Annotated in this window: 14 protein-coding genes and 1 tRNA gene; 4 read left to right on the forward strand and 11 right to left on the reverse strand. The window is 42.8% G+C overall.

Annotation, left to right across the window (positions count from 1 at the left end; all coding sequences use genetic code 11):
• Positions 1–103: 103 nt before the first annotated feature.
• On the forward strand, positions 104–769 hold the full coding sequence (locus AZH43_RS15565; protein WP_067671554.1) for an O-methyltransferase: 666 nt from the start codon (positions 104–106) through the stop codon (positions 767–769).
• A 150-nt stretch (positions 770–919) separates the two neighbouring features.
• Here the strand turns inward: AZH43_RS15565 and AZH43_RS15570 are convergent, their stop codons facing one another.
• From AZH43_RS15570 to cysS, 10 genes are all read right to left on the reverse strand, one after another.
• Complete coding sequence (locus AZH43_RS15570) at positions 920–1,762, reverse strand: universal stress protein (RefSeq protein ID WP_067671557.1); 843 nt, start codon at positions 1,760–1,762, stop codon at positions 920–922.
• Positions 1,763–1,928: 166 nt separating this feature from the next.
• Positions 1,929–2,546 (reverse strand): acyltransferase, encoded by a 618-nt coding sequence (locus AZH43_RS15575; RefSeq protein WP_067671560.1) that lies wholly within the window; start codon positions 2,544–2,546, stop codon positions 1,929–1,931.
• A complete protein-coding gene (locus tag AZH43_RS15580; protein WP_067671563.1) occupies positions 2,539–3,138 on the reverse strand; it encodes an IMPACT family protein in 600 nt (199 codons plus the stop codon). Before AZH43_RS15580 ends, AZH43_RS15575 begins: the two co-directional genes overlap by 8 nt.
• Before the next feature lie 397 nt (positions 3,139–3,535).
• On the reverse strand, positions 3,536–4,282 hold the full coding sequence (gene lptB, locus AZH43_RS15585) for an LPS export ABC transporter ATP-binding protein (RefSeq protein ID WP_067671566.1): 747 nt from the start codon (positions 4,280–4,282) through the stop codon (positions 3,536–3,538).
• Positions 4,282–4,848, reverse strand: a complete 567-nt coding sequence (gene lptA, locus AZH43_RS15590; protein WP_067671569.1) for a lipopolysaccharide transport periplasmic protein LptA — start codon at positions 4,846–4,848, stop codon at positions 4,282–4,284. Before lptA ends, lptB begins: the two co-directional genes overlap by 1 nt.
• The gene (gene lptC, locus AZH43_RS15595) at positions 4,838–5,380 is read right to left on the reverse strand and encodes an LPS export ABC transporter periplasmic protein LptC (protein ID WP_067671573.1); all 543 of its coding nucleotides are present in this window, start codon (positions 5,378–5,380) and stop codon (positions 4,838–4,840) included. Before lptC ends, lptA begins: the two co-directional genes overlap by 11 nt.
• A 40-nt stretch (positions 5,381–5,420) precedes the next feature.
• Positions 5,421–5,960 carry a KdsC family phosphatase gene (locus AZH43_RS15600; protein WP_067671576.1) on the reverse strand — a complete coding sequence of 180 codons (540 nt, stop codon included), beginning with the start codon at positions 5,958–5,960 and terminating at the stop codon, positions 5,421–5,423.
• Between the two features lie 3 nt (positions 5,961–5,963).
• Positions 5,964–6,941: a KpsF/GutQ family sugar-phosphate isomerase gene (locus AZH43_RS15605; protein WP_067671579.1), complete on the reverse strand. Its 978-nt coding sequence runs from the start codon at positions 6,939–6,941 to the stop codon at positions 5,964–5,966.
• Positions 6,942–7,143: 202 nt separating this feature from the next.
• Positions 7,144–7,219: transfer RNA gene (locus AZH43_RS15610), tRNA-Gly, on the reverse strand.
• A 65-nt stretch (positions 7,220–7,284) separates the two neighbouring features.
• Positions 7,285–8,706 (reverse strand): cysteine--tRNA ligase, encoded by a 1,422-nt coding sequence (gene cysS, locus AZH43_RS15615; RefSeq protein WP_067671582.1) that lies wholly within the window; start codon positions 8,704–8,706, stop codon positions 7,285–7,287.
• Between the two features lie 509 nt (positions 8,707–9,215).
• Here cysS and AZH43_RS15620 point away from each other — a divergent pair.
• Complete coding sequence (locus AZH43_RS15620; protein WP_067671585.1) at positions 9,216–11,339, forward strand: TonB-dependent receptor plug domain-containing protein; 2,124 nt, start codon at positions 9,216–9,218, stop codon at positions 11,337–11,339.
• 128 nt (positions 11,340–11,467) lie between these two features.
• On the opposite strand, the gene AZH43_RS15625 is transcribed toward AZH43_RS15620, so the two are convergent.
• Entirely contained in the window at positions 11,468–11,746 is a 279-nt protein-coding gene (locus AZH43_RS15625) for a hypothetical protein (RefSeq protein WP_067671588.1), read from the reverse strand.
• Between the two features lie 400 nt (positions 11,747–12,146).
• Here AZH43_RS15625 and AZH43_RS15630 point away from each other — a divergent pair, with 400 nt between their 5' ends.
• Together AZH43_RS15630 and AZH43_RS15635 are read left to right on the forward strand one after the other, a co-directional pair.
• Complete coding sequence (locus AZH43_RS15630; protein WP_067671591.1) at positions 12,147–12,857, forward strand: glutamine amidotransferase; 711 nt, start codon at positions 12,147–12,149, stop codon at positions 12,855–12,857.
• A gap of 180 nt (positions 12,858–13,037) precedes the next feature.
• Entirely contained in the window at positions 13,038–13,667 is a 630-nt protein-coding gene (locus AZH43_RS15635) for a LysE family transporter (RefSeq protein WP_067671594.1), read from the forward strand.
• Positions 13,668–13,712: the final 45 nt, after the last annotated feature.

Here is a 13,712-nt window from a genome sequence, read left to right on the forward strand (position 1 = left end):
TTGAGGCCCTTTTTACAGATAAATCCTGCAAATATGATGCAAAAAATTGCGCTTCATGATGAAAGGTTTAAAATGCATGCATCAAAACTGAGGCGCGAATACTATGCAGCAAATGTGGACAGAAATTGATGCTTATATTGATTCACATTTAATTCCTGAAGATCCAATCTTAATTCAAACACTGAAACATACCGAAGAACGCGGCTATCCAGACCATCTGGCTGTCGCGCCGAATCAAGGTATGCTGCTGCAGATGCTGATTCAAATGAACAGCTGCAAACGTGTGCTTGAACTGGGGACTTTTGCAGCATACAGCACAATGTGGCTGGCACGCGCATTGCCGGAAGATGGCTATATTTTAACGATAGAGGGCCGTGACGTTCACGCTGCTTTAGCTCAGGAAAATATCGACAATGCCAAATTACCGCAAACAATTGATCTGAAATGCGGCCGCGCGGCAGATGTATTGCGTGCATTGCCTGATGATACTGAAGCTTTTGACTTTATATTCATTGATGCAGATAAACAAAGCTATCCAGAATATTTGGAGCTGAGCTTAAATTTATCTCATTCGGGCAGTATTATTGTGTTAGATAATGTGGTCCGTGCAGGCGATATTATCAAGGCTGAAAATCATAAACCAAGCATTGAAGGTATCCGTGATATGTTCAAGGCGATGCAAAACCACCCGCGCATTCTATCCTGCACAGCTTTGCAGACGGTCGGCAGCAAAGGCCATGACGGTTTTGCTATTGCGATTGTCAAATAAGCGCAATAGAGCAAAAAATATTCATATGAATATTTTTAAATAAAAACAAAAGCTTATAAATACTTACCACAGAGTTATCCACAATTTATGAGGATAACTCTGTAATATAATATTTCGTATTCTTTTGCCTATTTATACACCCTGCAACGCTTACTTAACCACCAGCAAAGGCACAACAGAATTCCTGAATATGGTTGTTGCAATGCTGCCTAAGAAAAATTGATGAATCTTACTGTGGCTGAACGCACCCAGCACAATCAATTGAATGCCCTGCTCTTGCTGATAGAGAAGAATATTTTCAGCAACATCCCCATAGCGGTATTCAGTTACGACATCCAAGCCCTGATCTTTTAGATACTGCATAGGTTCATTGAGTATCTCAGGGTGATCCCCCACATACAGCAAATGGCATTGCAATAGCTTTAACAGGTCGCTTTGCCCAACCCGTTTCATCAGGCTGACACAAGTCGGCGAATATTCATAAGCGAAGATAAAACGTGTAGGCGGCTTGAATGTTGCGCCGACGGTCATGACTGTGCATTTTGCACCGCGGATAAAGTTTTCAACATTGCTGCCGATTGGCTTATTGCGTTCAGCAGAACGCTCGCCTACCCGGCCAATGACCACAATATCGTCCGACTGCAGCACATTAAAGCTTTGCTCTAGAAAGTCACCTTTTTCCTGAATATGCGACGCGGTAATACCGTATTTTTCTTGAATCATTTCACTGATATGCTTGAGCAGATTATTACTGTAATCCAAAGCAAGATCGCTTTGCTTTTGCTCTAATTCGGCTAATTCTTTCAGCAGCATTGCATTGCTTTCAAAACCGATCACGCCGCTGATTTCACCCAAATGATAACTGGCTGGGTAATAGTCCAATACTTGAAGCAATACCAGTTCTCGCTGTGTTTCTTTTGCAATCCACACAGCAGCTTCTGCCAATGCATTAATGCACGGTGACGAGTCAATACACGCAATTACACGTTTCATAATTAGCCTCTCTTTCTTGAATAGCTGGGCTATAAGTTGTTTCTTATTTTTAACTTAGCACAACTTTTATCATCTTGGCAGGCTTTTATGTAAGTTCGTTTACATGCTTTATTTTTATATGCTGTTATTTTTTATTTACAATCTGTGCTTTTACAGCAAAGCTTGATTAATCCCGATAGCGTATCAATTTGGCTGGATTTCCGCCTACCACTGCCCGCTTATCAATATTCTTAGTCACCATACTGTTCATTCCAATTACAGCATGTTCATCAATAAAAATACCGTCTTTCACCCCAGCATGCGCACCCAGCCATACATCCCGTCCAATTTCAATGCCGCGGGAACGCACTGGCTGCTGGTAAATCGGCTGATCTAAATCCATACCGTGATCAAATGCATACAAATGGCAATAGGCAGCAATCCGCACCTGATCATGCAGCTTAATGCCTGCACGCCCGCCATCTAAAATACAATGATGGTTAATGGCCACTTCATTGCCGATCTCCAGTGGCCCATGAAGCGTGCAATCAGCAGCAATGAAGGTGTTGTCTCCTATGCTGATTTTTCGCCCTGGTTCTGCAAATATATGTGCCAATGGAGAAATAAAGCAATTTTTACCGATTTCAACGGTTTCCATCGCCATCAAATACTCTTGATATTCTCGCTGCCATTCTTCTGCCCAACCCCGGTTTTTGGGCTTTAAGCTCCAGTATAGCCATGGCATGTAATTCAAGCGGTGCTTATGCTGTTCGCGGTATTTCAGCAATGGATCCAATTCAGTCATTTTCTGGCTCTTCGATTATTTTCAGCTGTTCTCTGCCTCGTGTCACATCTTGGAGTTTAAGCGCCAAAGGCTGTATTTGATGCACTTGCAGCAATGCCATGACCGTCACGCCTTCTGCTGTGTATTCTTCTGAATATTCAATCTGATGCAGATTAAGCTCATACTGAAAAATAGCCCATTCATTAAATTGGCATTTAAAACTGATTTTCTTTTTCTCAATTAATTCAATCTTTTCAGCCAGCAGCAAGCACTGACCGGCCGCTCCGCCATAAGCCCGCGCAAGCCCTCCAGTGCCCAGCTTAATGCCGCCATACCAGCGGTTGACCAGCACCAGCACATTGGTCAAGTCATTTCCTTCAATGGTGGCTAGAATAGGCCGCCCCGCTGTTCCTGAGGGTTCACCGTCATCATTAAAACGGACATTGTGGCCAATTTTCCATGCCCAGCACTGATGCGTTGTGCTCAAATCCTTGCTGTGTTCCAAAAAGTCTTTCACCGCCTGTTCATTCTCTACAGGAACCGCAATTGCTTGAAAACGGCTTTTCTTGATGTCTTCTTCAAAACTGACAGAACTGGCAATGGTAAACGGCATTTGGCTTCAAAATGTCAAAAATCGATATAATTATAACGTTTTATTGCTTTAAAGTTTTAAAATCGCAAAGAAAAGCCTCCGATATTTGGAGGCTAAACTTTAAGAGTGAATCACCTGAGCGATCACATATAAGCAATTGCACTTTATTCTTAAATGGCTTCTGGCTGTTTTTCCGCCAGTATGAATATCAACTGCCACAGCCATGTTTTAAGCGGCGATAAAATATAGATCTGAATAAAAACACACAGAGACTGAACCGTATAGCGAAAACTCATTTACCCAATTCTATTAGGTCAATTTGTGCAACAGAGCACTTCCGCTTTAGCGCAAGCAGCGCCTTTAAATTAAAGCCCCTCACAGCCATTATATATCTTGCATTATGAGAGGGCTGTTCCGCCTAGACAGTGAAGTCATCGCCTAAGTAAACTTTGCGTACTGTTTCATTTTCTAAAATTTCTTGCGGAGAACCTTCTGCAATTACAGATCCTTCACTAACAATATATGCATGTTCACAAATCGCCAAAGTTTCCCGAACATTATGATCTGTGATCAACACTCCAATTCCACGGTCTTTTAAGTTCCGGATAATGTCTTTAATATCACCCACAGAAATAGGATCCACCCCGGCAAAAGGCTCATCCAGCAGCATAAATTTTGGATCTGCGGCCAATGCTCGCGCAATTTCAGCACGGCGGCGTTCACCGCCAGACACGCTCATTCCCAGTGAATCTTTAATATGGGTAATTTTAAAATCCGCCAATAATTCTGATAAACGCTGCTGGCGCTGCTGTTTATTCAGGTCTTTTCGAGTTTCCAAAATAGACATGATATTTTCAGAAATTGTCAGCTTCCTAAAAATCGAAGCTTCTTGCGGCAAATAACCAATGCCTTTGCGCGCACGCTCATGCATGGCCAAATCGGACATATCCAAATCATCAAGGTGAATTTCACCTTTATCCATACGCACAAGGCCAACCACCATATAAAAGCTGGTGGTTTTTCCTGCCCCGTTTGGACCGAGCAAACCTACAATTTGCCCGCTTTGCATGCTGAATGAAACATCTTTGACCACCCAGCGCTTGCTGTAATTTTTGGCCAAATGCTTAATGCATAAAGTTTGAGGCTGATTCGATGAATTCTCCATTAATCACGCGCTCCAGGGAATGACTTCGAGCTTGATGGCGGAATGACAATTTGTACGCGGCCTGATGATGAACCCGTACTATTTGGTGTGCCTTCTGCAACAATATCACCCTTGTTCATGCTGTATTTTAAGGTGTTACCCTTAATACTGGCGCCATCTTGCTCCAGCACAGCACTGCCTGACATTGTAATAATGCCTGTTTCAGCATTATAGACAATCTTTTGCGCCTGACCTTTAGCTAGCCCTTTAGCTGGATCAACTTTCTGCTGGAATCGTGCAGGCCCGCCTGTTGCTGTGATCGTGCTGATTTCTTTGCGGCTGTTTAAATTCGCCACAATTGAATTCGCCTGCAGCTTCATGGTGCCTTGTTCAATAATGACATTGCCCGTATATGTTGTAATGCCAGTTTTCTCATTAAATGTTGCACGGTCAGCCACCAAAGAAATAGGCTGATTGCGATCTGACGGCAATGCAAAAGCGCCTGCAGAACACAATGCAAGCGAACCCATCAGCACTGCCTGTTTGAGCAAAGCTTTAGACAATAGTGGTTTATGATTAAGGTTCATACTTTCCTCGAATATTAAAAAATTCGTACTGACCGTCATTTAAGTTGGCTTTCAGACCGTTACTGACAAAATCGGCCTGCGGAGATTCCACAGTCACCTGCTTATCAGTTTCAATTTCACGTGTTTTAGGAAAAGCGGTCAATTCTTCTGTACGAAAGACCATTTGTCCTGATTGCATTAATTTTGTCGCTTCGACCTGATGTCTAAGCACAACTTTCTCATTGTCATTATATCCATTGGCGACTTTGGCATAAAAAGTAGCATCGACTCGCCCATCTTTATACATTGAGGCTCTAAGGTTATCCAACTGAGAGGTTTTCTGCTGTAAATCCTGTTCCAGCCGATCGACCTGTGCACGAATATACAGCTTACCCTTTTCATCAGTCTGAGTCAGATTGATATTCTTTGCAGAATAATTCATGCTGCGTGCAGAATCAGCTTGGAGCTTATTGCCTTTTCCACTGTAATAGTAATAACCGCCGCTTACAGCCGCAATTGCGATTGCAGTAACGTATAAAACTTTTGTATCCATAAGCGGTTTTTTAATCCAAATTCAATGAATTATTAGGTTATTAATGCGGTGCGCTGGCAAATTTTTCAAGCATCTCTTGGTAAACGCCTTTTGCCATCAACAGCATATCGCAAATTTCACGTACGGCACCGCGCCCGCCATAAGCTTGCGTGACTAAGTCAGAACGGCGGCGTACTTCTACATGGCCATTCGGCACGGTAATTTTCATGCCCGCTATGGCAAATGCGGATAAATCAGGCCAGTCATCACCCATGTACAGGCAATCTTCTGGATCTATATTCAACTGCGCACAAGCTTCACGAAGTGCCGTACCTTTGTCTTCACGGCCTTGATAAACCAAGTCCACACCCAAATCCGACATACGCTTTTCAACAATATTACTCTTGCGTCCAGTAATAATGATGACTTTAATACCCGCTTTTTGTACGAGTTTCATACCTAATCCGTCACGGATATCGAAAGACTTAATTTCATCTCCCGAATTGGTCAACGTGACAAAACCGTCACTCAGGATTCCGTCCACATCCAGCACTAAAGCTTGAATATGGCGGGCCTGTTCTAATAATACGTAAGATGCCATTTCTTAATTTACCCCAGCCTGAATTAAGTCATGCATGCTGATGACACCAATTACTCTATTGGCTTCGTCAACAACAACAAACTGATTGATCTTTTTAGCATTCATTTGTTCGAGCGCTTCGACAGCACGCGCTTCTTTAGAAATAGTGGATGGATGCTGAATCATGACTTCTGATACGGGTAAATTGACATCAAAACCCTGCTGCTTATCAATCAAACGGCGTAAATCGCCATCAGTAAAGATACCGAGCAGCTTATCGTCGGCATCGACAATGGTGGTTAAGCCCAGACGCTTGTTCGAAATTTCATACAGCACTTTATTCATAGGCGTGTCTGGAGAAACTTTTGGCAATGCTTCTGCGGTATGCATCAAATGCTTAACATGCAGCAACAAGCGCTTGCCTAAAGCTCCGGCAGGATGAGAACGCGCAAAATCATCTGAAGTAAAACCGCGCGCTTCCAGCAATGCCACAGCCAGAGCATCACCCAAAGCTAAAGTCGCTGTGGTGCTTGATGTCGGCGCTAAACCCAATGGGCAAGCTTCCTGAATATCGCCTAAAGTTAAAGCCACATCAGCATTTTGCGGCATTGGCCCTTTATCATGCCCCGACATGGTGATCAGCGGCACACCGACATGCTTGATGAGCGGCATCAGCATCATGATTTCATCACTTTTGCCTGAATATGAAATCGCAATCAGCACATCGCCTTTCACCAGCATGCCCAAGTCGCCATGACCCGCTTCACCAGGATGCATGAAAAATGACGGCGTGCCTGTAGATGCAAAAGTAGCAGCCATTTTTCGGCCAATATGACCTGACTTTCCCATACCTGTGACCACTACACGGCCTTTGCATTGCAAGATAATTTCGCAAGCCTTGGTAAAACGTTCATCTATTTCGGCAGCCAGCACTTCTAAAGCATTGCGTTCAATGCTGAGTGTTTCTAAGGCGACCTTCTGAAAATCAATTTGATTGGGCATGTTTGGTGGATTCAAAGCCGTTTTACCTTTATTAAAGCTGCATACGCAGCACTTCAATCACGAAGAATAATTTTGCTTATTTTAGCATATCTCTAGAAATGCAACGTTTATAAATGTTCAATTTATAATACCTTACAGCCGTTTTTAACAATTTGAAGCAAAAAAAAACCTTAGCCCGAAGACTAAGGTTTTTTTCAAATTCTGGAGCGGGAAAGGAGACTCGAACTCCCGACCCCAACCTTGGCAAGGTTATGCTCTACCAACTGAGCTATTCCCGCAATATGGGAATGCATTATAAAGAGTTTCACAAAACTGTCAACTCTCCACGCATTCAATTGATTAATTAATCAGCACGGCGCCAAATTGTGCCTTGACGCGTATCTTCCAGCACCACACCTTGATCCAGCAAAGCCTGGCGGATTTCATCGGCTTTGGCAAATTCTTTAGCTTTTTTGGCATCTTTACGCTGCTGAATCAAATCTTCAATTTGCTCTTCAGTTAAGCCTAAAGCTTCTTGGCCGATATCAGATTTCAAGAAGTCTTCTACATTGTACTGAACCAAGCCTAAAATATTGGTCAAATGACGAAGTGTAGAATAATACACTGCCGCTTGGTCCGCCTGCTCTTCTTTCACCGCGCGGTTCAGTTCTTTATTCACTTCAAACAGCACAGCAATGGCTTCTGCAGTATTAAAGTCATCACGCATGGCCGCATTAAAACGCTCAACCAATGCATCATCTAAAGTTTCAACCGTTCTTTCGCCATACGCCCGCTGATAGGCCTTAAATGAATGATAGAAACGTGAAAGCACGTTTTTAGATTCTTTGAGCGCGACATCAGAGAAGTTTACTGGGCTGCGGTAGTGTGAAGATACAATAAAGAAGCGAATCACTTCAGGATGGAATTTTTCCATCACGTCACGAATGGTAAAGAAATTGCCTAATGATTTAGACATCTTCTCGCCATCAACATTAATGAAGCCGACATGCATCCAGTAATTCACATACTGTTCGCCTGTTGATGCTTCAGATTGCGCAATTTCGTTTTCATGATGCGGAAAAGTTAAGTCTGAGCCGCCGCCATGAATATCAAAATGGTTACCAAGGCAGCAGGTCGACATTGCTGAACATTCGATATGCCAGCCCGGACGGCCATTGCCCCATGGAGAAGCCCAAGACGGTTCGTTCTCTTTGGCATGTTTCCACAGCACAAAATCAAATGGATGTTTCTTTTCCACTTCAACATCAACACGTTCAGATGCCCCTGCCTGCATATCTCCTAATTTACGGCCAGATAAACGGCCGTACTTGACAAATTTTTCAACTTGGAAATATACATCGCCATTTGATGACGGATAGGCCGTACCTTTGCTGACCAAATTACCGATCATATTCTGCATTTGGTCGATGTAATCTGTTGCGCGCGGCGCTTCATCCGGATGCAGGCAGCCCAGATTTTCTGCGTCTTCATTCATCGCATGAATGAAGCGGTCCGTCAGTGCTGCAATGCTTTCGCCATTTTCATTGGCGCGCTTAATAATTTTATCGTCAATATCGGTAATATTGCGCACATACTTCACATTCCATCCCTGACTGCGCAGAAAACGGATAATGTAGTCAAATGCAACCATCACTCGAGCGTGGCCTATATGACAGTAGTCATATACCGTCATACCGCACACATACATGTCGATATGGCCTTCTTTACGCGGTACAAATTCTACTTTTTTACGCTGCTCTGAGTTATATAGAACAAAAGGTTGCATAGGTCTTTAAATTGTTTCTACTAAAAGATGGTTCATCTTAACCTAAGCATTATTTTTCATAAAGTTTTTCACAAAACATTTTATGAGAAATCTTTTTCTTTTAGCGTCTAGCCTTTTTTAATGCTGAAGGGCTTTTAATCTTTCCCCTAGATTTATACCAGTCTTTGCACCATGCCGACAAAACATCCAACCAGCCTTTTTAGACGCAGCTATCTATTCAGTTTTCATTAAACCCAGCAAATATATTTACATAAAGCTACGTTGTACGCGTAGGCTCTTTATTGTTTCTTTAACCAGTTCATTCAACCTTCAGCGCAATATTAAAATTCCGCCCACTTCAATCACTCCCTTATTTTATGCATGGAAATCAGCTAATTAAATCGCTTAAGCGACTGCATATATTTTCTCAATAAAATTTATATTTTTTTGATCATCGGCTGATTTTCCACAAATTTTCTCCACACTTTTAGACTAATCTTACGCAAAATTACATTTCAGCATGTTTAAAAATGAAAAGCATATCCTCTACATTCAAACTGAGCGCTTTAACGCTTGCTGTACTTACGCTTTCTGTATCCGCATGGGCCGAAAGCAGCACAAATGCAGCTGATGCCGCCATTCCTGCCGCGGCAACTCAAACCCTGCCCACCATGACATTTCAAGTAGAGCAAGCACCTATAACAGAAAAAGATCCGGATATCAGTGCCGTCGCAAAAACGGTGATTACCCGTGATGAAATGGAAAAGTTTGGGGATCAGAGTGTAAATGATGCATTGCGCCGCGCTGCAGGCTTTCAAATGCCATCGCCCGGACAAGGCCCGCGCGGCGGCAATGGCAGCATGCGTTTTCGCGGCGGCGGCGCGTCGGTTTTCTTAATCAATGGTGAACCTGTCCAAGGCGGCCCGCGCGGCGGCATGTCTGTTGTCGACAGCATCACACCGGATATGATTGAGCGCATTGAAATTGTGAAGCAGCCCAGTGTCGCGCAAGCCTCTGTGGCATCGTCTGCTGTGATTAATATCATTTTAAAAGAACCGCTGGATGGCACCCGTATCAGCGGCACGGTTCGCGGGGGCTATGGCATAGCCAAATCCAGCCAAAAAGAGGAAGAACGCAAGAACATTTCTTTGCAAATGGACGGCAGAACCGATCCATGGATGTACAGCCTATCCGCCAACCAAATGTGGAATGATTCAAATTCAATTACCAAGACAGAGAACGCATCCGGTCAAATTTCGTCGCAAAAGCGCATTACCAACAGAACATCGCAAATGCTGAGCCCGCGTGCAGAATATGCGATTGATAACCAGCAAAAATTAGTTGCAGAACTGTTCTACCGCAATAATGAAAGCGAAGGCAGCATGCGGGATCAAATTCAAGAAGATAAAAACGACAGCATCCGCCTGAATACCCTCTATGAACGTAAAGATAAAGGCAATTCAGATAAGATCCGCTTGGGTATTGAACAGCAGAATGAAACTGAACTGACCCGCTCTAGCCAGCGCCAAAGCTATACCGATGAACAAATTAACGAATACAGCCTAGCTTACGATGGTGTCCGGAAATTTGGTGAAACCAAGCAAATTAAATTCGGCACAGATCTGCGTTCAAATGAATTGGAAAGCAATATTTCTGAAACATTAGATGAACAGAACTATGCCTTGTATCTTGAAGGCAGCTGGCGGTTCACTCCGCGTCAAACTTTGACTTTAGGCGCCCGTCAGCAATGGATTAACCGCTCAGGCTTAATGGATTACAGCGATCAGCACTTAAGCCCAGTCTTAGCGCACCGTTTTGACTTTACCGACCGCTGGTCATTGCAAACCAATATCAGTCAGGCCTTCCGAAGCCCCAAAGCCGACCAGCTGCTGCCTGCCGTTTCAGTTTCTACGGATACCGATGCGGGCTCATTAAATAATCCTGACCGCGGCGGCAATCCATATCTGGTTCCTGAAAAAATCAATGCCTATGAAACAACCTTAGGCTATAACACCGCTGCTGGCGGTGTAAATATTACGGCGTATTACCGTGAAATTAATGACTACATTGAAAAATCCATCCGCAGTGAAGACGCAGAGGGCCAAGTCTGTACGGTAGCCAATGACCCAAGCTGCCGATTTGTAGAGCGCCCATTCAATCAGGACAATGCAACGACATACGGCATTGAAGTTGCAGGACGCTATGCATTGAAGCAAACAGAGGCAGGCCATTCATTTATGCTGAATGCGCAACTGTCTACAGTGCGGGCGAAAATTGAAGAAGATAATGGCACAGATCGTTTAGCCAGTGATGTAGCGCCTTATACTGCAAGCGCTGGCCTGTCATATAATTTTCAACCTTGGCGTCTGTCCAGCAGCTTAAATGTCAGCTATACGCCAGAATATACCCGTGAGCTGAACAGCCAGCAGTACAATGGTGAATTGTATAACCGCACCAGCAACGAGCGCGTAAATGTTGATTTAAGCATTACAAAACGCTTTGACAACAACTGGGCTGCATCGATTAATGCGCGCAATCTCTTCAGTACAGATTATGAAGAACGTTTAACCCAAATCAGTGACGGCAGTTTATATCAGGCACGCACTAATGAATCGATTCCCAGCTTTTTATTCAGTGTAGAGAAAAAGTTCTAACATAAACCTAATAAACAAAGCAAAAAGAGCCGATGCACAGCCATTGGCTCTTTTATTTGAGGGCTTTTTTTAATAGAACCTTGTCCATTGAAATATAGATTTTTTATTAACAGTTTTATTAGCAGTTATTAAGGTTTTTTCAAATCATTCAGCAAACTGGCAACGCGCAAAGTATTTTCCTTCTTCCCTTTTTTTTCCATGACATTTTGCTCGATCCACCACAAATATTCAAAGATCTCTGTTTCACTTAAATTCTGCGTAATCATTTTAAATATATTCGGTAAATAATCTTCATATTCATCACGCATGGCAGGAATGTGCCGAATCTGCAGCGGATCCCACTCTTTGAGTAAAATTTTATGTATCGCATGCAGCAGCGTTGCATCACGCGTATGTTCTACATCCATAAAACTTATACCCCTATATTATTTTTAATATAAAAAACATAATCATAAAGACAATAAAAAATTTAATGCCTCAATCTATGTATGTTAAAAACTCTTCATTATGCCTGCGCCGTATAAGATTAATATCTGTTTTTCATTAGTTTTTTATAGGCAGTATTAATATATATCAATTTTCATCGTAGAGATTCAGCATTTTTTTATCCGTTCAGTAAAATCCCTGATTAAATACAATTCAACCCATGTTTTACAAAAAATATGTCAACTCAATCACTTTTTAAACCCTTGGTTTCAACGCTGCAGTCACATTTTCATGATTTATTACTCATTGATTGAATCCAGTCTTTATATTTAAGCTTTTTCAGGATAAATTTCTTAGCATCTTCATCTTGAATGATTTGCTATGAGTACTGCATTTCCAGACACCATTTATGCTGTTCAACATCTCGCCTTTGAAGATCTTGGCGCTTTAGAAGACGTATTCTACCAATTGGGTTTTCGTGTCCGCTACTTTGAAGCGGGTATTGATGATTTAACCAAGGCATTTGAACATACAGGACTGACCATTATTTTAGGCGGGCCAATTGGTGTTTACGAAACTGAAGATTACCCATTCCTGCAAAAAGAAATAGACTTACTTAAAGTACGCTTGGAAAAGAATTTACCGACCGTCGGCATCTGTTTAGGCGCCCAGCTGATTGCGCATGCACTCGGTGCAAAAGTATATGCAGGCCATGCAAAAGAAATTGGCTGGAGTGCATTGACACTGAACCCACTGGACAATAATCCTTTAGCCGCCTTAGCTGAGACCCCTGTATTGCATTGGCACGGCGATACTTTTGACTTGCCGGCGCAAACTGTATTGCTTGCCAGCTCAGCACTGTATCCAAATCAAGCCTTCTGTAAAGGTGACAATATTTTGGCGTTGCAGTTCCATATTGAAGTCGCCGCTGACAGTTTAGAAAAATGGCTCATTGGCCACACATGCGAATTGCGTAAAGCCAAGATTGATATTCCCGCCTTGCGCCATGACAATACGCAATTTTCATCTGATCTTGAAGCAAAAGCATCTGCTGTCTTTACGCAATGGATACGCAAGTTTCTCAGCCCATAATTTTTATTTAGCTATGATCGCTTAACCGACAACATTGCGATTCAGAAATCTTCCCAAATAAAATGGGGGGAGTTTTCTGAATCATTTGATAAATATCAGCAGTACTTTTTGCTCAAATTTGCTTTATTTCTCATGAAAAAAGTCATATAACGTCCCTATCCTTTAAGATAGTCTGTGCAAATGACGCCTTTAATCAGTATTGCCATTATTCATTTTTTTGCCTTGGTCAGCCCAGGCCCCGATTTCTTCTTCGTCACTCAAAGCGCCATCCGCCAAACCCGCACGCATGCGCTTTGCGCTGCACTAGGCGTCTCGCTCAGTATTTTGGTCTGGTCAATTTGCGCGATCAGCGGCCTGCATTTCCTGTTCCAAAAAATTGCTTGGCTGCAACAGGTGCTGATGATTTTAGGCGGTTTATATCTGCTGTATTTGGGCTATCAGCTATTAAAGTCCGCCCTCAGCAAGAATACGGCCCCAGCATCAGATAGCCATTCAGAAATCCAGCCGCAAAAATCTCACTCAATGCTCTTATTGCAAGGCTTTTTAACCAATATGGCCAATCCTAAAGCGTTGGTGTATTTCAGCAGTGTTTTTTCAATTGCCATCAGCACAGATGTCAGCATCTTTGAACAAAGTTCATTATTGGCGCTGGTCTTTATAGAAAGCCTTCTGTGGTTCTCAGTCGTTGCTTTAGTCTTCTCTGCACCGGCCATTAATCATTATTATCAAAAATTCAGTAAAAAAATTGACGGGATTACTGGCGGTATTTTTATCAGTTTCGGCTGCCTGCTGATTTTAAACCGCGATTAATAACAACTGTAATGCGCAAATAAAAAAGCACCTTTTCAGGTGCTT

It is taken from the genome of Acinetobacter pragensis, from assembly GCF_001605895.1.
Lineage (GTDB): Bacteria > Pseudomonadota > Gammaproteobacteria > Pseudomonadales > Moraxellaceae > Acinetobacter > Acinetobacter pragensis.